The organism is Bacterioplanes sp. CLAM21 (genome assembly GCF_059641015.1).
In genome coordinates this window covers 2197222-2219123 of sequence record NZ_CM184929.1, presented here as the reverse complement: position 1 = coordinate 2219123, position 21902 = coordinate 2197222, and the positions used below count along the sequence as shown (strand labels likewise).

The window sequence follows — 21902 nt, the reverse complement described above, 5'->3', positions numbered from 1 at the left end:
CACACTGACTCAAACGGCGGTATATTAACAAAATACTGCCCCCACTTCAGACTGGCCACAGCAACCAGCCGATGGCCGTTATCAAAAGCACGACCAACAGCACCTGATGCCGCTGTATAGATTCGTTGAAAAACCAAACGCCCCACAGCAAAGCGCCTAACATGCCGACGCCACGTTTGATGGTTTCAATAACGCCGGCGTGAAGGCTTTGCAAGGCATACAGCTGCAGCGATACCGCCAACACAAATACCAGCACGGCCAACAACAACGGCTGCAGTGGCACACGACCAGGTGCCGCCTGTGCCAACTCACCACGCCACCACAACAGCAGCGCCAGTAATATCAGCATGCCCGTACTTTGCACCCAGGCGTGAGCCAATGGTTCGATATACGCCAACGCCCATTTATCGAACACCGTGCCCATACCCCAGCCCAATGCCACCAGCAGCATATAGCCCAAACCAGCACGCCAGCGAAGGTGGGCACCACCCTGCAGCAAAAACAGCAGCACCACGATGGCCACCATAGCGGCCACTTCCCGTACCTGCAGATGGTCATTTAGCCACCAGCTACTCATTAACGCCGACACCACAGGACTCAGGGCCAGCACCGGCATTAATAACGCGATTTGGCCAATCTTTAGCGCTTGGATAAAACACACCGCGGCCATGGTCGACACCAATAGACTGCCAAGGGCGGGCCACAGATAGCCGGCGGCTGGCAATAGCGGCTGGCTCCACAGACATAACAGCGTATAGATAGGAATTACACCGACGCTTAGCCATAGCGCCAACGGCAGTGGCGGCAACTGCTGGGCCAGCTGCTTGCGCTTTAAATCAAACAGCGACCAAGCGCAGGCGGATATCAAAGAAAATAATAGTGACACGAAAAGTAGCCGAAGACGCTCCAACAGAATCAGAATTTAAGGTGGAGATCACCATCCAACAACATGCCTGTGTCGAAGGCAACCATTGCCAGATTGGCACAATAACGAACAACAGACACTATGCCCAATAACACCAGCCCACGCTTAAAAGTGCAATTGACACTCCAATGCTAGCCAAAAGCACAACAGACGATTCAATCAATTGATAATTGCACCCTACTGTGCTGCCTCATCCCAAGGCGTTTAGCACCCGTTCGACCATGCCGCCCTTAAACTCAAAACGGCTCAATTAAGACGCCAACATGAATGGTTAACGAGTTATATAAATTATGCTGAACACAGATTGAGGGATGCTCAACCAACGTAGGGCTGGAGTCTCTTTTTCCTAAGCAGTGTTATTCGTTACTGATTTAACCGGTTAAGCAACATCCCGTAAGTCTTACTCCATAAAAAGCCGTCGCCAGCAGCAAAAATCTTAATAGCGCTAACAATCCCTAGCGCAAATGCAATTTAATATCCGCCACCGGCGCCACTTGACCATGAACATATAATTCTTGCTCACCCAAGGTGACCTGTATTTCACTAGGGCGTTGTAAAAAGCGGCCTTGTTGCAAGCGGATATGCTCACCATAGTGACAATAACGCTGCAAATACGCTGCTGCCGGGCCCGCGGCACTGCCGGTCGCGATATCTTCGACTTGACCAGCTGGATCCCAGGTGCGCCCCTCGCCCTGGTGAATATCCAATAAATAAGCAAATTTTGCCCCAACCGGGCGCAATAATTCCGTCATGGCTTCGGCACTGATGCACTGACGTGCTTGCTCAATACCCGATTGCAAAGGCACGATCACATAGGGCAAACCACAGGACACCTGCTGCACAGGTAACTGTGCGCCATGCGCTTCAGTTAGTGAAAAAGCCTTCAGTAACGACGAGCGCTGTTCAGCTGTCATGATCTGGCCAAATGCAGCCATAGGTTGCTGCATAGTCACCTGCATGCCCTGGTTCTCTTCTGTGCTGACACAGATAACGCTGTGATTTAAATGCAAATGCCAATATTGGCGTTCGTCGCAGCCAAACCACCAACGCAGCTGTGCCGCTGCGCCTAAAAGAGGATGACCGGCAAAATCCAACTCTTCTTCCATGGTAAAAATACGAGCCCGATAATGACCCGATTCACTCATGGGCGCTAAAAAAATAGATTCAAACTGGCGCATTTCCCGAGTCAGCGCCAACATGGTATCGGCATCAGGCAGCTGCTGTTGATAAAACACCGTCAGACCATTACCGGCCAAAGGCCGACTGGCAAATACATCCACCAAGCTGCAACGCATACATTCCCCTTAAATACTGTGGAAAAACACCGCCACTAACAGCAACACAAACACATTGCGCGGTCGCCTGTCTCGGCGCAGCCACAAAAGCCCCGCGAGGGCCAATAATGCACTAAAAAAGCCACTAATGGCCGAAGGCAGCAGCACACTCAACCAAGTCGCCGCCAGCAAGCCTACCACAGCCGCATTCACACTTTTTAATGCAAACAGCAAGATTGGCTGCTGTTGCAGCCAATTCCAATGTTGCAGTAAGGCAAACAACAGTAAAAAACCTGGCAAAAAGATCGCCAGCAAACACAACAGCGCCACTGATTGCCCAACACCGGTACCTAGGGCAAAGAAGTAGGCCACGCTAAATAATGGCCCAGGCAAGATTTGCGCAGCACCGTAACCGGCATTGAACTGCAGCGCTGATAACAGGCCGGCATCCACCAGTTCGGGCTGCAATAACGGCAGCACCACATGGCCACCACCAAATACGGTGGCGCCGGTACGATAAAAAAGCCCAACCAGTTGCTGATGAATATCCGTATGTGGCCAGCAAGACCACAGCAACAACGCCAAAAACAGCCACAGCAACAGCATGGATGGCCGCGTCTTCAGCGGTGAGAGCCCAGACATATGGGGCTTAGATAACGTTGCCAACACTGACGTATCCAGGACACCTGGCTGTCGTGCACGCCAAACCGCCCACAGGGCCACCACTACCATCAACCACCACTGCCCCGACGGCCACAACAGCATCGCCAGAGCCACCGCAACAGCCATCTTTCGGGTTTGCGCCGACTGGCAAAACTGCTGGGCCATACTCCATACCGCATCGGCAACCACGACCATGGCAAGCCATTTGAGTGCCAGCACCAGAGACGTATCTGCCCACCATTGCCAGCTGCTGCCCAGCAACATCAGCACAATGAGCGAAGGCATGGTAAAGCCAACAAAAGCGGCAAAAGCACCGCGCCATCCAGCCAACTGGTAGCCTATGGCCGCCCCTAGCTGACTGCTGGCTGGGCCCGGTAAAAACTGACTCAGTGCCAATAGGTCGGCAAAGCGTTGCTCAGTAACGAGCTGCTGTTGCAGCACAAAGTAGTGGCGAAAGTAGCCAATGTGAGCGACGGGACCACCAAAGGACAAGCATCCCAAGTACAAAAACTGCCGTAACACCCGCCCAGCGGACACTCCCTCAGACATAAGCCATCACTCCTTTTTGATGAAAGCCACACCCAGCTTGTTGCGGCTCAGGCGCCATCAGTGTGACGAGTCAGGCTACAGCCAACAACAGATTTCCTTTCTCTTTTCAGCCACAAACTCCATACAACCTATCCTGGCTCCCCAACCTAGTGATCCAACCTCTAGGCCAGAGTAGTCAGGCGCCCATGCCCCATGTTTCTTCAGACATACCGACAATTGGTCAAACTGCGCTATTATTTAGAAATAGTGGGCCACCTTGGCCCAGGAGCCATATCATGGTCCAACACCCCAGCCCAACGATTGATGGCCACTTTCTTAAGCGTTTGATTCATCAACTGCCCCATCTGGTGTGGATGAAAGACCCAGACGGCTACTTTTTGGCTTGTAACGCCAAGATTGAAGAGTTCTTCAATGCCACCGAAGCCGAGATCATCGGCAAAAGCGATAAAGATTTTGTTGCCCCAGAACTGGCAGATTTCTTTCGTGAGCATGACCTTAAGGCCATGGCCAGTGACACCCCCCTGGTGAACGAAGAGTGGATCACCATGCCCGATGGTCGCCATGTGCTGTTGGAGACCACCAAATCGGCGGTGCGAGATCAAAACGGCCAACTGCTGGGCGTGCTCGGCATTGGCTACGAAATCACGGAACGCAAGCATGCCGAAGAAAGCATGCGTGTCAGCCTCAGCCGCTACCAGGCCCTGCTCAGCTCAACCCCTGATGGATTTTGGGAGTTCAGCAACGACGGTCAACTGCTTGATGTAAACGACACCTATTGCCGCCTGTCGGGCTATGAGCGTGATGCCCTGTTAGGTATGCATATCTGGGATCTGGACGTACTTGAATGTGCCAGCGAAGTACGCCGGCACATTCACATGCTGACGCAGATGGGTGGCCAGGTATTTGAAAGCGTGCACCGGCGTCAGGACGGCAGCCATTGGGCCGTCGAAATCTCTGTTAATTATTCTCAACTCAATGGTGAGCACTTCTTTGCCTTTTTGCGTGACATCAGTGATCGCAAGCAGAATGAGCAGCAAATTGAGCATATGGCTTACACCGACCTGCTGACTGGCCTGCCAAACCGTGCCCGACTAGATGAAGTGCTAAGCCAGGAAATCGCTGCCGCGGATGCTGCCATGCACACCACCGCCGTCGCCTTTGTTGACCTCGATGGTTTAAAAGCCATTAATGACAGCCTCGGCCATGTGGTGGGCGATCAACTGATTATCGCTGCCAGCCAACGCATGCGCGGCAAGCTCAGGGGCAACAATACCCTGGCGCGTTTGGGCGGTGATGAATTTATTGCGGTGATGCCTGCATTGTCATCACGAGCCGATGCCTTTGCTGGGCTTAAGCGGCTGCTGGCGGTACTGGCGCAGCCCTTTGATATCCAGGGTCATAACATTCGCATCAGCGCCAGCATTGGTGTGACATTTTTACCGCAAACCCAACCCATCGACGCACTGCGTTTAATTCGCCAGGCTGATCAGGCCATGTATGACGCCAAACAAGCCGGGCGCGATTGCTTTCGGGTGTATCAGCACGATCACAATGAACAAGCCGACCGCCGTCAACGCTGGGCGATAGAACTTAACCAAGCGATACGACAACAGCAGCTAGAAATGCACTACCAACCCAAGGTTAATATGCGCTCTGGCAAGGTAACCGGTTTTGAGGCTCTATTGCGCTGGAATCACCCACAGCAAGGAAAACTCTATCCGGATGACTTCCTGCCCGATATTGATACCCACGACATCATTACCGAGCTAGGGGACTGGACCCTCGAACAAACGCTGAAACAGCTGGCTCAATGGCAGCCCCTCGGTATTCGTTTGCCCGTTAGTGTCAATATCGCCTCGTTGCATCTGCTGCAAACAGATTTTGCCGATAAGCTTGCCCTTAAACTGCAACAGTATGATCAGGTACCAGCCTCACTGCTGGAGTTAGAAGTTATTGATTCCACTGCACTGTCACGCAGGGCCCAGGTCAATGACAGCATCCAGCGCTGCCATCAGCTGGGCGTTCGTTTTTCTTTAGACGACTTTGGTGCAGATTTTTCCGCCATCAGCGAGCTCAAGCTATTGCCTATCAGTACACTCAAAATTGATCGTTGTTTTATCCAGCAAATGATGAGCGATACCCGCCAGTTATCGATTTTGGAAGGTGCATTAAAATTGGCCAACGCCTTTGACAGAACCTTCATTGCCGAAGGCGTGGAAACGCTGGAACAGGGAGAGTTGCTACTGTTATTGGGCTGTGAACACGCTCAAGGTTACAGTATCGCCCACCCCATGCCAGCCGATCAGGTGGCCCCATGGCTGCTGAGTTATCAGCCGATCAGCCACTGGCTAAACGCCGCCAGCCTGCACAGTGCCAGCCTTGAAGCCGTCATGGCTTTGGTCAGTCATCGTGTATGGGTCAGCCAACTGGAAAACGCACTGCGCCACCAACAGCCTCTGCCGGATCTACCTCTGACACAATGTCCACTGGAGCAGTGGTTACAACAAGGTGACCACCAAGGACATGACGCCAGCGCGATAGAGCAATTGCACCAATTGCACCACCAAGCTCATACCTTGGCAAAACAGCTAATCAACTTGAACGACCCTCATAGTGACGCCCAAACTGCATTGATACTGAAAGAACTACAGCAACATAATCGGCTACTACAAAATGCACTGCGCCAAATAGCCGACTCCTACCAGCCAGCAACGGATATTAGCCAGGCGATTTAATTTCCCCAACCAAGGTCTGACATGCCCATCCCAAACGGGATAAACCTCGCCTAGCAGTCAACGGGGCGCATTTCAGTACAGCAACGCGCACAACCATACGGCATTCGCTAGATCGTTTGACGGCAACATGTAGTATTCAAGAGTTCAAGCCCCCAGCATCGTGCTCGAAAAGTCAGCTTGCTTGATTACACCCAATCGACAATAGTTGCGGAAATCGGTCGGTTTATTTGTTTTAATAGCGCCCCTTTTTTTCTGGCAATAGAATTTCTCATCATGAAAACTCTCTATACCACAGCTGTGCTGATGATATTTTCGCTACTCGCGGGGTGTGCGAATGAAAGCCATGTACGCAAATCCGTCGTCAGTGTTGATAGCTATCGTAGCAACTATCAGGGACAAAAAACGAGCATAGTGATAGGTAACTTTCAGAATCGCTCTGGCTTTCAACAAGGCATCTTTTCGGCGAACAATGATCGTTTAGGCAATCAAGCAAAGACGATTTTAAAAACCCATCTGCAGCAAACCAATCGTTTTAGTGTTGTTGATCGTGAAAACATGCAACGCATGCAAGAAGAAGCCAAGCTTCGCGGTGTCTTACAAAATATCAAAGGAGCACGCTACACCATCTCGGGAGACGTGACCGAATTTGGTCGCAAAGTCACCGGCGATCGCCAACTGTTCGGCATATTAGGGGCAGGCAAAACTCAAACCGCCTACGCCAAGGTCAGCCTTCTGGTGCTAGATAACAATACATCAGAAGTGGTTTATTCAACCCAGGCCGCTGGTGAATATGAACTGAGCAACCGCGAAGTAGCAGGCTTTGGTGGCACGGCTGGCTACGACTCCACCCTGAATGGCAAAGTTCTAAACTTCGCTATCAAAGAAGCCGTAAACAACTTAGTTAACGACATCCAGAATGGCGTTTGGACCGTTTCACAATAATGAATAAAGTATATATGCGTAGTATTTTTCTTGTACTTGCCCTTTCTATCAGCGGCTGCGCCACAAAGAACGAACACTATTACTGGGGCAACTACGAAGCGCTGTTACTGCAGTCTTATGTAGAGCCTGAAAACACTGATCCAAATGCACACATTCAAACCTTGGTTGAAGACATTCAAACGGCTCAGTCTCTTGGCAAGCCCGTACCGCCTGGGGTGCATCTACACCTAGCTTACCTCTACGCAGAAACAGGCGATGGCGATAAAGCACTGGATGCTTTCAACGCCGAAATTCGTTTGTACCCTGAATCTGAGTACTTTATCAGCGGACTGCTTATCCAGAGAGGAGGCCTCTAACATGAGATTTATCAGAACCACCTTACTGTTTCTCGCCGCCATTTATTTAAGTGGCTGTGCCACCGTATCGGAACCATATGATTACACCGCACTACTGGAAGCAAAACCTTTGTCTGTGGTTGTTATTCCACCAAACAATGCGTCGATTGAGGTAAATGCTCCATACATTTATCTGTCAACCATATCAAAACCGTTAGCAGAAAAAGGCTACTATGTTTTCCCTGTGGCAGTGATAGAAAACTTTATGCGTCAAAATGGCCTACCAACACTGGCCGATATGAATGCCGTTCCATTAGACAAAATAAACGAGCATATTGGCGCTGATGCCGTACTCTATATTAATATTGTCGATTGGGGACAAAAGTTTTTAGTAACATCATCACAAACCGTGGTAAAAGTAGACCTAAAGCTGGTTAGCACCTTTGACGGACAAGTATTGTGGCAAACACAAGCTGCTGCTGTGCACTCGTCAGGTGGCGGTGGTGGCGGTGGGATTATCGGCGCAATAATCAGTGCCATCACAACTCAAATTGTTAGTTCCAGCATTGACCAAACGCCAATTGTCGCTCGCAACGCCAATCAAACTGCTTTTGACGACAAACGCAGAGGATTGCTGCCAGGCCCCTATGCTCCGGAGCAACCTGCTCCACAACCAGCCAGCACTAAAAAATCTGACAGAACCTCACGCCGCGCGCTGTAAGTCCGACGGACCTGGGGCTATGCCCCAGGTCTTGTTGCGCCTAGGTTCGCTTTCATGGCTGTTCCGACAGCCCTCGACAACCCTTCCACGCCGAACAACTAGGCACGATGACCATTGCTAGAGTGGGTATCCGTGTTGTTTCTCATCCTTCTCTTTTTAGCGACAAGTGTTATCAAACGCCCCCAACCAATACTCATACTCTTTTTCGCTTGCCTTCCAGGCTGCTAGAGTGCTTTTTAGCTTGTTTCTATTACAAAATTGAACATAAGCATTAAGTCGAAGTACAAGGTTTTCATCATTGTCCAACCATAGACTCTCTGCCCGAGCCATATTTACTTCAAAGCTCGACTCATCCCTCTGGTAAATCGAGGCATTGGCTTTAATTAGGTTGCATAAATAATAGTCTGCAGAACAAGAAGGCATCATGCCAAAATAGCTCATCAACTTATGTAAATCAGGACTACCATATTCTATAGCCAATAGGATGACATAAAGAGCCTGAGAGTAGTCATAACCCGCATTCAAATTAAGATCGTTCATACGGATCGAGCCTGCTTGAGCTATCCTAACAAACTCACACTCAAATATTTTCTGGTTGTTTTTACCACAGTATTCACTCGCTTTCTCATAGCCCAAAAATCGGGCCAGAGTAAACACCTTGTCGCCATAATCAACATCACTGGTATCAATCAAATCATAGATACTTGAATCACCTTTGGCTTGACTGACTGCTTTTAGAAGTTGATTGGTACGAAACAGGTAGGAATTCTCATTAATCCCGTGCATGTCATCACAAATACCGTTTTGAACCTGGCACGCATAATGATAATAACGAGCAACCCTTGAGTGATAGTTGTGATGACACAAGGCTTCTACATTGTCGGTGACAAGATAAAGCTCTCCCTGCATTATGGACCTAGTGGCATGATCAGTCTCACCTTTTATGAGACTCCTAGCCGTTTCGACATAACCTGCCTTCAGCCTACTGATAAAGGCGTTTAGCTCAGGCCCCTCAGCCACTTTCTCTATATCAATAGCATCCATACTTTCGTTGCTGGAATAGCAGTAATCTGATAACAACAATGCCACTCCAAAAAGAGCAAACAACATTTTATTTTTCATTGCCTTTTATACCCCGGCATCGGCTCGGCGCATTTAGATCCGTTGGATTTTTCGCAGTTAATCATGACCGCCTTGCTTGCTGCTAATTTCATCAAGCCATTCAGCTCGATTACGAATCGGAGAATCTATAGAGCTCCCCAGCAGCAACAATCAATACAGCACTTAGAAGTTATTAGATTAACTGACTAAGATGCGTCATTACCACTAGTTCAATAGCTGTCGACAGTGTCGAATACCGGCAGTCCGATGCGGTTTATCATCATAAACAAAACAACGTCGCTTTTGTTTCAGATGCAGCGCGGTACCGACCAAGCCCTTAAACTGATGCTCAAAGTGTTGCGTCATCACCAACCAGTGGTGTGGATCGATCCCGAGTCTTTGCAGTGCTGACGGCAAGGTTTGATCGATATACCCGCGCTTGCCTTTGCGTATCTGCTTACCGGTCCAATCAACGAGATCGATGTAATCCGTTAACTTCATTGGAATACCTTCAGGCATATCTTGTCGTGGATTACCGACAAATCTCATCAACTCGGGAACTTGCTGAAATCGATGGTTAGGCGTGCTAGCTCGCTGCGCTTGTTTACTGCGTTTTTTAATCGAAGTGTAGTCTGACGACTCAGGCGTCTTGGCCATACTCGCGCGCACCGGATTTAAGTCCACGTAGGCCATACACGCTGCCAATGCTTTCTCATCTAGCAGAGCTTGAGATTTAAAACGCCCTTCCCAGAAATGACCAGTGCAGCCATCTTCTTCATTAGCCATGCGAGCAATACGTTCATTTAAGCGGCGCATAAACCAGCTAATTGAGGTTAACCGCTCACGCCACTGCGCTGCGGACTTTTCCACCAACTGCAGCTCAACGCGACTCAGCGAATCACCCAACAAATACCGCTGGGTAAAGACCGTACCCTTATACAGCTGATGCCACCGTTCAATGACGTCACGCTGGGTCCAATCTTTTGCTTTCTGCTGCGATACATGCAACACCACATGGAAATGGTTCGACATAATCGCATAGGCCGCAATATCGATGGCAAATACCTGGGCTTGCTGTAACAACAGCAACTCGATCCAGCCACGTCGATGCTCGAAACTGCGCCCAGCGCCATCTTCGCCGCATAAAAAAGCACGCCGAACACAGCGAGAGACACAATGGTAATAAGGCGTGGCCTCTAGCGACACCAGCTCCTTGCGAGGCTTAGGCATACGTGACTCCTCATCCATCCTGGATAACAAGAAGCATAACCGCTTAATTAATCAACAACCATCAGTCAACTTTCTTATCATGACTGTCTTGATTAGCAGTTTTGGTGTCCGACTAGTTTTCCACCCTAACAAGGGCCACCTAATCGTTAAGGTGGCCACTGCTGGAGCGGATGTAAGCGCTTTTAAGTTCTAGTGAATAGTTAACTGTCGATTCAAAGGCTGAAGTTAAGTATTTTACAACATCATATCTCTAGCATTGTAAGAAACTTCTTTTAATAGTTTCTTACCTTTCTTGGCCAGCGATATTGAATACTCATCATCCACATCCATGCTGCCATATTCATATATTTTAATATCTAATTTTTCAGGATGAGGCCAAGATACCTCGGGTTTAATAGAAGATACATCCACAAAATCATACTTGCTAGATAAAATGACTTTGTCATTCACATCATAAACATTAATATAAACCGTCTTATCTCCCCTCCGAAACATACTTCCACTTTCGCGCGTAAAAACCCTAAATTCTCCTTTGTAAATCCAGCCAGCTTCATGAGCCGGGATATTGTTTGGATAGGTGAAGGTTTGAAATGAATACTGCCCCTTACTGCAGCCAGTTGAAAGCACAACAAACACAAGCGTAACCAGATACAAACCAATCTTCATGGACCCACACATTTTCTTTCTCACTAAGGGTTAGAGTTTAAAATACTTTTTAATAACTTAGCTGATCCCGCAGTGATCAGCTAAAACCGGCCACCTCTAATCAGGTGACAATATTTGTTGTAGCACTACTTCCCTCAAGTAGTCATAAATAATGTCATCAGCATCGAACCTGCCGTTTGGGGCACCCGGATATTCAACTTCGGCATGATCAAAAGCTCGCTCTAAATCGTTATGACAATCATTTACAAAAGGAAAGTATAGGCCATTATTCCAATTATCAGCAGCGTCAATGCGGTCCATAAATTGTTCCTCTGTCATACCCAAGGGCAACTGAACGACCTTATAAGGGTTGTTTAATCCTCCAACCCCGTCGCCTAAAGTATAACCCGACGAACCATTTGCCCCGCGACCTCTACCTGTTTCTGTAGAATAAACATACGCGTGGTTCAATCCAGCTTTTCCCCATGCATCACTAGAATACACTCGTACTTCCAACCCATTCGGATCCACCAAATTCATCGGATTCTGATACACATACCCAAACGTACTTAATCCACCATTAAGTCCAATCGGATCGCTTTGCAGGTAACGTCCTAACTGAGCGTCGTAGTAACGATTCCAGTTATAGTGCAGGCCACTTTCTTGGTCATAGTACTGTCCTGGGAAGCGGATGTTAAAGGTAATCTGGTTGTCGCTGAGGGTGCTTTCACCAAACGCTTTTTGCTCAAGGCTCCAGACTTTATTTTGCTGACGGTCGCTGATGGCTTGTGGCGTGGCTAAGTGATCATTGTGCACGAAATACAACTGACCGTCTGTGTAATAGCCCAGCAGCTCGTTGCCCAGCCACAGGTATTCTCGGGTGGTGACGGCAGCTCCGCCGTTTTGAGACACACGCTCACTGATCAGTTGGCCTTGCAGATCGTAGTCGTAATAGGTGATCTGATCGCCTTGGATTTTTTGACTGCGCAGGTGATTCGGTAAGTAACGATACTCCGTGCTGCCTTCGCTGGTGGTCAAAGTACGGATATGACCGGTTGGGTCGTAGCTGAACTGACGCTCACCCAGTTGCGTGGTTTGGCCTAAGGCATTGATCACCACGGTTTGTGCGTTCACACCTTGGATGCTGTCCAATTTATGCGAATTGCTGGCGTAACCGTAAGTCGTGTTGCCTGGCTTATCACCACCCTGATTATCGTGACTTAACCGATTACCAATGCCGTCGTAGCGGTAATCGTCCTGCTGGCCGTGTTGCTTGGCCTGGGTTAAGCGCGACAATAAATCGTAATCAAAACCGTGCTGTTGGCTGCCCCAGTCACCGTCTTGTTTGATCGACGTAATGCGGTTAATGGCATCCAGGGTGTATTCACGCTGACGCAGTGGATCGATGGCCGAGGTCGACAATAACTGGCTGCCGGTGATCTGACCGTCTAACGCATAATCACGCTGCAGGTTTAAACCGTTGCCGTAGGTTAATGCATTAATGGCACCGCTAAAGGCTTGGTAATTCACCTCCGACACCAGGGTTTGCTGTGGTGCGGCACCATTGGCTTGCCAAGTTAATGCAGTGATTTGACCAGCGCTGTTGTAAGTCGGTTTAAGCTGAGCCCCACTTGGGTACACCAGTGCCTGCAGTCGACCATTGGCGGTGTAGTGCCACTCGGTATTTGCGGTGTTAGAACTTGAAGAATCACCTTGCGACAGAACACGCTTCACCACCTCACCCGCGGCGTTGTAGTGATACCTGGTCACATGACCCTGACGGTCTTTGACTTCACTTAAACGACCCACAGAATTAGCACTGCTGCTCAGGTCGTAGCGGTATTCCACTGTGCTGCTGTCGTGATACGTTTCCAGCGTTAACCGGTTTTGCGCATCGTACTGGTAGGTCGTGATCTCATTTTGAGCGTTTTTGCTTTGAGTACGGTTACCTGCCTGGTCGTAAACAAAGGTGGTGGTACCAGTGTCTGGGCTGATGATTTTTTCTAAATCACCAAAGTAGTTGTATTGGTATTCGGTTTTTTTGCCTTCCGGATCGGTGACCGAGGTAATCTGATCTTCAGCATTGTAGGTATAACGGGTTTCACCGTTATTGGCATCGATGTATTTGCTTAACCGACCGAGGGCATCAAATTCAGACTGGCTTTGGGTGCCCAGCGCATTGGTGTACGCAATGGCATTGCCTAAGGCATCGTATTTTGTCTCATCACCCGCATGAGTATCCGGCTCAATCGATTGGCTTAAACGGCTGAGCTGGTCGTACACGGCTTTATGCTGACGCTGCAACGCACCATTGGCATCACGAACATCGGTTTGCTCAATATTGCCAGCCAGATCCACAGTCAGATCAATGCGGTTGCCCAAAGCATCCGACACCGATGTTAAGCGACGTGCATCGTCATAACCGTATTGCACCCAAGCGCCATCGGCTTGCGTCACTTTTTCTAATAAACCTCGGGCGTCGTAAGCGTATACCGTCGTGCGATCGACCGAACCATCGGCACTGAATAAGCGCAGCTGGGTTAATTGACCATCGTGGTTGTATTGCTGTTGGTAAGTGGCGCCATTGCCATCTTGCCATTCGCTGATACGGCCATAAGCGTCATAAGCCAGGACTTTTTGCTGTAACACACCCCCAACCCAGACTTCACTCAAGCGTGAGCGGTCGTCGTATTTGATCTCGGTGATGTCATCAACATCGGTGTGCGGACCATCGACCGACGCCAATAAACCTTGCTCGTTATAGGCGTAAGTGGTGGTGCGTTTGGGGCTGCGATTAGCAGTGATCTCCACTTGCATCAGACGACCTTGGTCGTCGTACTTCATGACACGATCCCACATATTGTAGAGCCGTTCACTGGTCATCAAGCCTGGAAAGCGACTGTCCCAGCTGTAATTGGTTTTATGTGTTAACCGGCGGCTGCCATCCATGTAGTAGGTTCTGTCTATCGACATGATCTGTCCGGTTTTGCGATTCACGCTTTTGTTATGCGGAACTCCATGTTCATCCGTGATGTCGATATAACTGTCATGGTATTCAACGGAAGTGCTTGGCAATGCACCACTGCTCAGCTGTTCTGAGCTGGCACTGTCACCGATCACTTCCACCACGCGGCCATGCGGGTCGTTAATCACGGTTTTTTGATGCCCCAGAGCGTTGGTGACTAACGAGCCCACGCCTTGGTAATCAATGGTCACTTTTTCTGCACCACCGGCATGGCGACTCTCGATGGCCAAGCCTTGATGGTCGTATTCCCAACTGGCGTACTCAACGCCACTGGCATCAATAATGGCCTCTAAACGGTAGATCTGTGTGACGGCATTGCCGTTGGCGAAATTGGTGATATCGATGGTTTTATAGCGGTAGGTTTCCCATCCTTGTGAGCCGAGCTGAGTCCCAGTTAACTGACCTTTATCGTCAAAACGGAACTGCACATCGTCACCACCACGGGTGCTTAAACGCACCAAACGTTTATGTTCCGGGTCGTAGTGGAACTGCAGTCGATAGCCTTGGTAGTGAGTGATGACATCAATACGGCCCAGGTCGTCATACACTAGGGTTTGCCAGCCACCTTGTGGATGTTCAATGCGGGTTAACTGACCGTCACCATTAAAATACTCTCGCTCCGCATTTTTCTTAACCAAGATCGCGCTGCCGTCTGCTTGACGAGTCACTGTGCCCAGGCTGGCTTTAAAGGTCGACTCTGAACCGCTAAAGCGAATCAGCTCGCCCTGTGAATCTTGATAAAATGCTGTATATGCCGAGGTAAACTTAAGGCTGGCTTCAAAGTTATGGTGCATATTACCCAGTGGAGGGGGCGCTTTTTCTTCGTTAGCCCCTGCATAAAGCACTTTACTACGCTTGGTATTCACATCAGATAAATATTGTTTGTTCCATCCCGTTTTATCTTTCACTTTGCGCCAACGGATTTCATTACGAGTAGATCTCGATGGCATCGAACGGTAAAGGCGATTAAAAACTATTGGGAAATGACCTTGGCCTAGGACTATATCCGGTTCAAAGTGTTGGACTTTTTCGCCAGTTGTGACATCAATTGGGTTGCCTACTTTTTTTGCGCTGCACATCTGCTCGGGAGGCAGCTCTTTTCCTAGAGGTAAGACACACGACCAAGCTTCATAGTCAAATTGTTGTCCATTGGGGCAGTAGGTAATGCATTTATTTTCTTCGCTATCCCATTCAAACGGACTGGTACATGCTAAACAGTTGTATTCCATAACACGGGCTCCGTTGCCGTGCCTGGGAGGATAGCCACCCGTCTCTCTCCACCGATAAAAATCATGGTACCGTGTGATACCGCTTCGTTTACGTCGGTAGTCTGCCTCTCCCGACCCGTTCGATTCCCAACTGCTCCATGAAAGCCCATATGACAGAGAATTAGCGCCTTCAATGATGGCGTTAACCGGATCACTGCTCGTACAGTATTTATGGGTGGCCGGGTCATCGATGCCACTCGTTGCACAGTAGTACGCTCCTGCCGAGGAACAAAAAGTACCGATGATTTTTTCATCCGCCTGCGTCCCAACGGAGCCTATTAACATAAAGCCTAATAACAGCCACCTGACCGTTGAGCGCATCCACCTATCCTCTGAGCAAAAAAAGGCGCGCATCATAGCAAAGGTATTGCTCACTTCTAAGCCCAAATGGCTAGCTGAGACGGGCAAAGACCTGCCAGATGTGACGAATAGGTATGGTTAGGGAACTTATGGCGTAAGTGGGGAACTCCGCTCAGTGTTGAGCGGGCCAAGGAGCCGACGCCTCGTGCAGACTGTTAGGGCTAGTGCCCACCCTGCTTACGCTACCGAGTAGATCGACGCTGGGCTGTCGCTGATAAGCCAACGCTGCTCAACAAAAGCTTTAAAGTGAACATTCAATCATTCAGGTTGAGGGGTTTCTAGCAATAATCCAAAGGGCTGGAGCCTGCTTTCCTTGGCGTTTATTCGGTGCTGGTTTAACCCGTTAAACGGCACACCTCATTCCACACTCAAGAAAAACAGGCTCCAGCAGCAAAGACCAAGACAGTATCAATAGGCATCAGCCTTGCGCTGTTTTTAATGGGCTCTTTTTAAGGGCAGGCTTATGCAGCCGGCACAGTAAATTTAAAAAACTCGTCGTAGCTGAGCACTGGGGATTCATTCACTAATTGCATCATTTCATCGGCACTCATGGTCGATAACGGTTGTGCCATGCTGACTTCGGTATTGGTTTGCATCGCTAATACCTGATTAGAAAAGCGTGACCAGTCAGCTGCAAGCTTGCCTAGGTCATTGTACAAGGAGGTCCAGGCTGACACACTAGCATCCGCGTCAGCCACCTTCACATCGTCACGGGCTTGATCGATGTTATTGCGCACCCGCTGCCATTGCTCGGCAATCACTCCAAGACTGGCATGAACGTCTTTCATATAGTCTTTTAAGCCTTGACCCAGTTTTCCGTATTGATCCAGTGCTAACACATCGCTTTGAAAGTCGGTAAGCCTTTGCGCTTGAATTTTCAGCTCGCCTTTGTCTTCGATAATTTTAACCGTAGCATTAATGATCATGTTCATCCCAGCCCAATAACCGGGCACTAAAAACACCGACAGCACTCCTTTCACCCAGGTGGGAGCTGGAATAAAACCAATGGCGACATTGACCATCGCCGTTGCTGTGGTTATTCCCGCACCGCCTATTATTTTTAACACCTGATCTGATATATCTTTATTAAGCTGCTCAATTTGAACATTAATATCTTCAATGATTTTCTCGTCATGATCAGATATGTCGTAGGCACTTTTGATTAAGCCCTCTAACACACTATGCTGCTGCACCACATCGACACCAAAGCCTTGTACACGCTTTTGAGTGGTTTGCACATCATCGACAAAAGAACCCACATCCAGCCCAAGAGCAAACAAGGCATTCTTCACGCGTTGCTGAGCTAGTGTATCGGCAGGATTGTTGGCCAAGTGCGCCGCTATGGCTTTAGCCTCAGCTATCGAACGTTCAATGGTGGGACCTTTAATTTTAACCAGATCGGGCACCACGTCTAAGGTGGCAGGGACATTGCGGCCAAAGCTCATTATGTCTTGGTGGAACTTGATATCCGCTTCAATAAGCTGCGGATAATCCTTGGGCGGGTTGCGCAGATAAGGAAGATTCACCCTAGCCGCTGCCAGTGAGTAGCCCTTCACCACCTGTACGGCGGTAAAATAGTCTTCTAAGTTGTTGGTTGCTTGCTGGATATGACTGCATGCTAGATCGAGCGACATAATGTTTCTCCCTGAAACAGATTTGCGAATGGCCAACATCAGTGGCCCTTCGATGTTAGCAATGCTCGTGCAATCCATGTCGATTTCTTGCTAACCGCATGTTACTTGGCAGGCCTTTCAGCCGGTGTAATCCTTACCATACAGCCACCGACAAAGCGGCGCAGTTGGTCTTATTGTGCGCATCTTTACTTTTCCAACGCCACTGGCCACTGCCCTAGGCGCCGGCCTTATGGCATGATGGCGCCTTTTACAACGTACCCGTGCCATCATGTACAAAATCTTTATTGCCACCGTTATCAGCGCCGTATTTATCAGTGGTTGTCAGCGCCTGCCGCAACAACAAGCAGGTAACGCTCAACAACCTGCCAGTGCCGCTAGCACCCTTGCCTCACGTACCCCATCGCCGTCGCTGGCTGATGATCAGCCTCTAAGCCAGCACCCGGCTGTCGGCCGACTGCTAAAGGCACCCGATATGCTGCTGCTACTGCAGCATCAGCACAGTGGCGAGATGCTGCTGCAGCCATTAACGATGCGCGCTCAGATGCTGTCCTACGGCCAGCCGGAGCTTAAGGTTATTAAGATAGTTCCCGAAGGCAGCGAGCTTAAAATTGCCGCGATTCAGGGCGATAAAGTGACGGTGACCTTTGAGCAGAAGCAGGCTGTTTTGGGTGGCGCACTGGCCGGCCCGAAAGTGGTGGACTGGCTGGTTAGCAGCGCAGATTGCGATGCCCTCAGCCACTGCCAGCCATGGAAAACTGAAATTCAGCGCTGTCTGGCCAAGGGCCAGTGCCAAAGCTTTGTGCAGTTTGTGCCCACCGATGCCAGCGGCCGCGCGTATCCGCGCCACCGCCCACCGTTTAAGCCCGACTGGGTGAAAGCCACCTTGGCACCGCTGCAAACCTTTGCCCGCCAACAAGCACTGCAATTAGACACAGACGACACCATGCTGGAGGCGATTGTTACCTCTGATGCCGTTGCAGTGGCCAATTTGTTTTTTCACCAGCATCAGTTTCATTTAAAAGGCGACGGCATTTACGCCGCCGACTGAGAGGCCTGTCGACGACTGGGCATCTTTTGTATGCCCAGGCCGGTGACAATCAGCACCAAGCCAACAAAAGTGGCCGAATGAATCGGCTCGCCTAATACTTGGCTGATAAAAATTAGCGACAAAAATGGCGATAAAAAGATCAGCGAGCTGATGGCCGCCGTGCGCGACGTTAGGCTCATGGCGGTTTGCCACAATAAAAAAGTGACGCCCATTTCAAACAGGCCAACATAAATTGCCGCTAAGCCGCCCTGCCCCCACAGCGCCATACCCGGCCAGCCATCCCACCACAGCGCCACCAGCCAAATAAGCGGCGTGGCGATGGCAAAACCACTCCATAAGCTAACGGTGGGCGGATGCTGAGCTTTGGTATTCCAGATCCAATACAGCGCCCATAACAGGGTACTAAGCAGCGCCAATCCAACACCGAGCGGACTATCAAACTGCAGTGCCAACGGGTCACCTTTGGTGGCAATTACCACCACACCGATATACGCCAGCGATAGTGCCATGATGTCGCGTCGCAGTAGCTTCTGCCCTAGCATAGGCACGGCCAATAAACTCATGGTCAGCGCCCAGGTGTAATTAATCGACTGGGCCTGCTGTGCCGGCAGTTCGTCATAGGCCTGAAACAAAATCAAATAATACAATAATGGGTTAATCAGCCCCTGGCGCAGATAAAACGCCGGCTGCTGCTTAAAACCAGACAACGCCTGGGGCAGCCGCCGCTGATACGCCAGATAAGCGGTTAAAAACAACAGCGATGCAAGGCTGGCGATGGCCAATAACCAACGCGGTGTTAATTGTTCCAGCGATAACTTAAAGGCGGTGGCCACGGTTGACCATAACAATACCGCCAGCAGTGCTAACACCACGGCACGACGTTCAGATGACATCTTCTCTCCTTTTCATACCTTTTACAGAGCACTCCAGCAGCCAAGCAACCTGCGCGCACGGCCTCGACGGTATCACAAAAAACCGTTGTGAATCAGACTGTTCGCGAAAGCTCATCATTGAAATCCGGTTATGCCTCCCCCACTAAGGCGATAACAAGGAGGCACTTTATGTCTGAGCAAGCACACGAATACATCAGTCGCGACGAAAATCAGGGCACGGGCATTATCCAAGCCAGCGAGATCCTACCCGATCGCATTCATGTTCTACCGGTGAATGGTCGGCCGTTTTTTCCGGCCCAGGTACAGCCAGTGATTGTCGACGCGGCATTATGGTCAGAAACCCTGGAGCGCGTCAGCAATACCGAGCATAAACTCATCGGTTTGTCGTTTATTGGCGACAAACCCAGCAACCAGATGCCCGACGCCAATGAACTGCCGCTTATTGGTTGTGTTGCTCGCATCCATAAGGTTCAAACAGAAGACGGCCGCATTCAGTTTATCGCCCAGGGCATTCGCCGTTTTCGCACCTTAGAATGGGTCAGCAGTAAAGCGCCCTTTATTGCCCGAGTGCACTACCCCAGCCATAACGCCGCCTTTGACGATGAAACCAAGGCCTACGCCATGGCGATCATCAACTCCATTAAAGAGCTGGTGGCACTAAACCCACTGTACTCTGAAGAGTTAAAGCACTATTTAAATCGCTTTAGCCCCAATGACCCATCGCCGTTAACGGATTTTGCCGCGGCCATCACCACGGCAGAAGGCCCTGTTCTGCAAGAGGTGCTGGAAACCATTCCATTGCAAAAACGCATGGAAAAGGTGCTATTGCTGCTGAAAAAAGAAATCGATGTGGCCAAGTTACAGGCCGAAATCAATGAAAGCGTTAACAGCAGTATTAGCCAGCATCAGCGTGAGTTTTTTTTACGCCAGCAACTGAAAACCATTCAGAAAGAACTGGGGCTATCTAAAGACGACAAAACCGCCGACATCGACGAGTTTAAACAACGGTTAGACAATAAAACCCTGCCTGCCGACGTGCAAAAGCGCCTGGATGAAGAGCTTAAAAAGTTTTCTATGCTGGAGACGGGTTCGTCTGAATTTGCCGTTACCCGCAACTACCTCGACTGGCTCACGTGCCTGCCCTGGGGAAAAACTTCAGAGGATCAATTTGATCTGGCGCACGCCAAACAAACGCTGGACGCTCACCATAGCGGCTTAGAAGACGTTAAAGAGCGCATATTAGAGTTTTTGGCGGTCGGTGCTTATAAAAAAGAAATATCCGGCTCCATTATGTTATTGGCCGGCCCGCCCGGCGTAGGTAAAACTTCGATTGGCCGTTCGGTCGCCGAGGCCTTAGGGCGTAAGTTTTATCGTTTTAGCGTGGGTGGCATGCGCGATGAAGCCGAAATCAAAGGCCATCGCCGCACGTATGTGGATGCCATGCCCGGCAAGCTGATACAAGCGCTGAAAGATGTCGATGTTGAAAACCCGGTTATTATGCTCGATGAAATCGACAAAATGGGCAGCTCGTACCAAGGCGATCCGGCCTCTGCACTGCTGGAAGTACTGGACCCGGAGCAAAATAAAGAGTTTCTTGACCACTATTTAGATGTGCGATTTGACCTGTCTAAAGTGCTGTTTATTTGTACCGCCAATCAGCTCGACAGCATTCCTGGGCCTTTGCTGGATCGTATGGATACCATTCGCTTGTCGGGCTATATCGGTGAAGAGAAACTGGCCATTGCCCGCACTCACTTATGGCCGCGCGTGTTAGAGCGCCATGGTTTGAAAAAGTCTCAAGTCAGCATCAGTGATGCCACTTTGCGAAAAATCATTGATGGCTATGCACGCGAATCTGGCGTGCGTAATTTGGAAAAACAGCTGCAACAAATTGCTCGCAAAGTGGTGGTCAAACTGCTGGCGGGTGACAAAAAGGTAGCGGTCAGCGGCAAAAATGTAGAAGAATTTTTGGGCCAACCGGTATTTCGCCAAGAGCGAATCATTCGTGGCGTTGGCGTAGTCACTGGGCTGGCCTGGACCTCCATGGGCGGTGCGACCTTGCCAGTTGAAGCCGCCAGCGTGCACAGCAGCGGTCGCGGTCTGAAGCTCACGGGTAAATTGGGCGACGTCATGAAGGAGTCTGCTGATTTGGCTTACAGCTTCGTATGTCAACACAGCGACCATTACGGCGGAGCCAAAGACTTTTTTGATCAACGCCTTGTGCATCTGCACGTACCCGAAGGTGCTACCCCCAAAGATGGCCCCAGCGCCGGGGTAACTATGACCACAGCACTGATTTCGCTGATGACGGGCAAGCGCATCAAACGACCGCTGGCTATGACCGGTGAGCTCACCCTCACAGGGCAAGTGCTGCCCGTGGGCGGTATTCGCGAAAAGGTGATTGCTGCCAGGCGTTCAAAAATCATGGAGGTGATACTGCCAGATGCCAACCGCCGCGATTATGACGAGCTGCCCGAGCATATTCGCAGCGGCATGACGGTGCATTTTGCAAAACATTATGACGATGTGTACCAACAGGTATTTGCGCTTTGAC

15 protein-coding genes are annotated in these 21902 nt (G+C 49.9%); 6 read left to right on the top strand and 9 right to left on the bottom strand.

Annotation, left to right across the window (positions count from 1 at the left end):
* Positions 1–46: 46 nt before the first annotated feature.
* From AC55FS_RS10210 to chrA, 3 genes are all read right to left on the bottom strand, one after another.
* A complete protein-coding gene (locus AC55FS_RS10210) occupies positions 47–886 on the bottom strand; it encodes an SMR family transporter (protein WP_496932146.1) in 840 nt (279 codons plus the stop codon).
* A 494-nt stretch (positions 887–1380) separates the two neighbouring features.
* Complete coding sequence (locus AC55FS_RS10205; RefSeq protein WP_496932145.1) at positions 1381–2220, bottom strand: PhzF family phenazine biosynthesis protein; 840 nt, start codon at positions 2218–2220, stop codon at positions 1381–1383.
* Positions 2221–2229: 9 nt separating this feature from the next.
* The gene (gene chrA, locus AC55FS_RS10200; protein WP_496932144.1) at positions 2230–3411 is read right to left on the bottom strand and encodes a chromate efflux transporter; all 1182 of its coding nucleotides are present in this window, start codon (positions 3409–3411) and stop codon (positions 2230–2232) included.
* Between the two features lie 275 nt (positions 3412–3686).
* Here chrA and AC55FS_RS10195 point away from each other — a divergent pair, with 275 nt between their 5' ends.
* The 4 genes from AC55FS_RS10195 (at position 3687) to AC55FS_RS10180 (ending at position 8144) form a co-directional block, all read left to right on the top strand.
* The gene (locus AC55FS_RS10195; protein WP_496932143.1) at positions 3687–6146 is read left to right on the top strand and encodes an EAL domain-containing protein; all 2460 of its coding nucleotides are present in this window, start codon (positions 3687–3689) and stop codon (positions 6144–6146) included.
* Positions 6147–6419: 273 nt separating this feature from the next.
* On the top strand, positions 6420–7088 hold the full coding sequence (locus AC55FS_RS10190; protein WP_496932142.1) for a CsgG/HfaB family protein: 669 nt from the start codon (positions 6420–6422) through the stop codon (positions 7086–7088).
* The gene (locus AC55FS_RS10185) at positions 7088–7444 is read left to right on the top strand and encodes a DUF4810 domain-containing protein (protein ID WP_496932141.1); all 357 of its coding nucleotides are present in this window, start codon (positions 7088–7090) and stop codon (positions 7442–7444) included. The genes AC55FS_RS10190 and AC55FS_RS10185 overlap by 1 nt, the downstream gene beginning before the upstream one ends.
* Position 7445: 1 nt before the next feature.
* Positions 7446–8144, top strand: a complete 699-nt coding sequence (locus tag AC55FS_RS10180; RefSeq protein WP_496932140.1) for a DUF799 domain-containing protein — start codon at positions 7446–7448, stop codon at positions 8142–8144.
* A gap of 156 nt (positions 8145–8300) precedes the next feature.
* Here AC55FS_RS10180 and AC55FS_RS10175 read toward each other — a convergent pair whose 3' ends face one another.
* The 5 genes from AC55FS_RS10175 to AC55FS_RS10155 all read right to left on the bottom strand — a co-directional run bounded on the left by AC55FS_RS10175 (position 8301) and on the right by AC55FS_RS10155 (position 17485).
* Positions 8301–9266, bottom strand: coding sequence for a hypothetical protein (locus AC55FS_RS10175; RefSeq protein ID WP_496932139.1), 966 nt, complete (start codon positions 9264–9266; stop codon positions 8301–8303).
* 204 nt (positions 9267–9470) lie between these two features.
* On the bottom strand, positions 9471–10475 hold the full coding sequence (locus tag AC55FS_RS10170) for a transposase (RefSeq protein WP_496932138.1): 1005 nt from the start codon (positions 10473–10475) through the stop codon (positions 9471–9473).
* Positions 10476–10709: 234 nt separating this feature from the next.
* Positions 10710–11141 carry a hypothetical protein gene (locus AC55FS_RS10165; protein ID WP_496932137.1) on the bottom strand — a complete coding sequence of 144 codons (432 nt, stop codon included), beginning with the start codon at positions 11139–11141 and terminating at the stop codon, positions 10710–10712.
* A gap of 96 nt (positions 11142–11237) precedes the next feature.
* Entirely contained in the window at positions 11238–15374 is a 4137-nt protein-coding gene (locus AC55FS_RS10160) for an RHS repeat-associated core domain-containing protein (RefSeq protein ID WP_496932136.1), read from the bottom strand.
* An 860-nt stretch (positions 15375–16234) separates the two neighbouring features.
* Positions 16235–17485, bottom strand: a complete 1251-nt coding sequence (locus tag AC55FS_RS10155; protein WP_496932134.1) for a hypothetical protein — start codon at positions 17483–17485, stop codon at positions 16235–16237.
* Between the two features lie 190 nt (positions 17486–17675).
* On the opposite strand from AC55FS_RS10155, the gene AC55FS_RS10150 reads away from it, so the two are divergent.
* On the top strand, positions 17676–18455 hold the full coding sequence (locus AC55FS_RS10150) for a hypothetical protein (protein ID WP_496932133.1): 780 nt from the start codon (positions 17676–17678) through the stop codon (positions 18453–18455).
* Here AC55FS_RS10150 and AC55FS_RS10145 read toward each other — a convergent pair.
* Positions 18440–19348: a DMT family transporter gene (locus AC55FS_RS10145; protein WP_496932132.1), complete on the bottom strand. Its 909-nt coding sequence runs from the start codon at positions 19346–19348 to the stop codon at positions 18440–18442. The genes AC55FS_RS10150 and AC55FS_RS10145 overlap by 16 nt on opposite strands.
* A 168-nt stretch (positions 19349–19516) precedes the next feature.
* Between AC55FS_RS10145 and lon the strand changes: the two genes are divergently transcribed.
* Positions 19517–21901, top strand: a complete 2385-nt coding sequence (gene lon / locus AC55FS_RS10140) for an endopeptidase La (protein ID WP_496932131.1) — start codon at positions 19517–19519, stop codon at positions 21899–21901.
* The last annotated feature ends 1 nt before the right edge of the window (position 21902 follow it).

Excerpts from the sequence above, each read along its gene's own strand:
- AC55FS_RS10195 (WP_496932143.1), top strand. The coding sequence starts at position 3,687 with ATGGTCCAACACCCCAGCCCAACGATTGATGGCCACTTTCTTAAGCGT.
- AC55FS_RS10155 (WP_496932134.1), bottom strand. The coding sequence starts at position 17,485 with ATGGATTGCACGAGCATTGCTAACATCGAAGGGCCACTGATGTTGGCC.
- AC55FS_RS10190 (WP_496932142.1), top strand. The coding sequence starts at position 6,420 with ATGAAAACTCTCTATACCACAGCTGTGCTGATGATATTTTCGCTACTC.
- chrA (WP_496932144.1), bottom strand. The coding sequence starts at position 3,411 with ATGTCTGAGGGAGTGTCCGCTGGGCGGGTGTTACGGCAGTTTTTGTAC.
- AC55FS_RS10150 (WP_496932133.1), top strand. The coding sequence starts at position 17,676 with ATGTACAAAATCTTTATTGCCACCGTTATCAGCGCCGTATTTATCAGT.
- AC55FS_RS10165 (WP_496932137.1), bottom strand. The coding sequence starts at position 11,141 with ATGAAGATTGGTTTGTATCTGGTTACGCTTGTGTTTGTTGTGCTTTCA.
- AC55FS_RS10170 (WP_496932138.1), bottom strand. The coding sequence starts at position 10,475 with ATGCCTAAGCCTCGCAAGGAGCTGGTGTCGCTAGAGGCCACGCCTTAT.
- AC55FS_RS10180 (WP_496932140.1), top strand. The coding sequence starts at position 7,446 with ATGAGATTTATCAGAACCACCTTACTGTTTCTCGCCGCCATTTATTTA.
- AC55FS_RS10160 (WP_496932136.1), bottom strand. The coding sequence starts at position 15,374 with ATGGAATACAACTGTTTAGCATGTACCAGTCCGTTTGAATGGGATAGC.
- AC55FS_RS10185 (WP_496932141.1), top strand. The coding sequence starts at position 7,088 with ATGAATAAAGTATATATGCGTAGTATTTTTCTTGTACTTGCCCTTTCT.
- AC55FS_RS10175 (WP_496932139.1), bottom strand. The coding sequence starts at position 9,266 with ATGAAAAATAAAATGTTGTTTGCTCTTTTTGGAGTGGCATTGTTGTTA.
- AC55FS_RS10145 (WP_496932132.1), bottom strand. The coding sequence starts at position 19,348 with ATGTCATCTGAACGTCGTGCCGTGGTGTTAGCACTGCTGGCGGTATTG.
- lon (WP_496932131.1), top strand. The coding sequence starts at position 19,517 with ATGTCTGAGCAAGCACACGAATACATCAGTCGCGACGAAAATCAGGGC.
- AC55FS_RS10205 (WP_496932145.1), bottom strand. The coding sequence starts at position 2,220 with ATGCGTTGCAGCTTGGTGGATGTATTTGCCAGTCGGCCTTTGGCCGGT.